Raw genomic sequence first — 594 nt, 5'->3', positions numbered from 1 at the left:
CCACTGGAATTGATGCTCAACAGCGACGCATCGGTGCCGGTCAAGCTCCAGGTCTTGGTATTGTTCGGCGCCGTGGTGTCTGGATCGGTCGCCGTCGCGGTATGCACCACCGTGCTGGCCGGCGCGTTCTCCGCCACGCTAGCCGTCGCACCCGAGGTCACCGTCGGTGCCTCGTTGACGTCGGTGATGCTCAGCACCACGGCCTTGCTGCCAGTCAGGCCGCCGCCGTCGGTGTCCACGACATTGAAGCTGTAGGAACTCTTGGCTTCGAAGTTGGCCGAGGTGTTGAGCGTGACTTGCCCACTGGAATTGATGCTCAACAGCGACGCATCGGTGCCGGTCAAGCTCCAGGTCTTGGTATTGTTCGGCGCCGTGGTGTCTGGATCGGTCGCCGTCGCGGTATACACCACCGTGCTGGCCGGCGCGTTCTCCGCCACGCTAGCCGTCGCACCCGAGGTCACCGTCGGTGCCTCGTTGACGTCCGTCACATTGATGGTGAAGGTCTGCGCGGTGGTCGGGCCGGCTCCGTCGGAGGCCTGGACGGTGATGGTGTGGCTGGTCGCGTCCTCGAAATTGAGCAGCGCGGCGTTGGCG

1 protein-coding gene is annotated in these 594 nt (G+C 64.6%); it reads right to left on the bottom strand.

What is annotated here, in order from left to right; genetic code table 11:
* Positions 1–594, bottom strand: a 594-nt coding sequence (locus tag NKJ57_RS30840) for a cadherin domain-containing protein (RefSeq protein ID WP_352513794.1), incomplete at both ends; no start/stop codon positions are given.

Origin of the sequence: Mesorhizobium sp. M0077, from assembly GCF_040322955.1 — a bacterium.
Taxonomy (GTDB): domain Bacteria; phylum Pseudomonadota; class Alphaproteobacteria; order Rhizobiales; family Rhizobiaceae; genus Mesorhizobium.
This window is presented reverse-complemented; position numbering and strand designations above follow the sequence as displayed.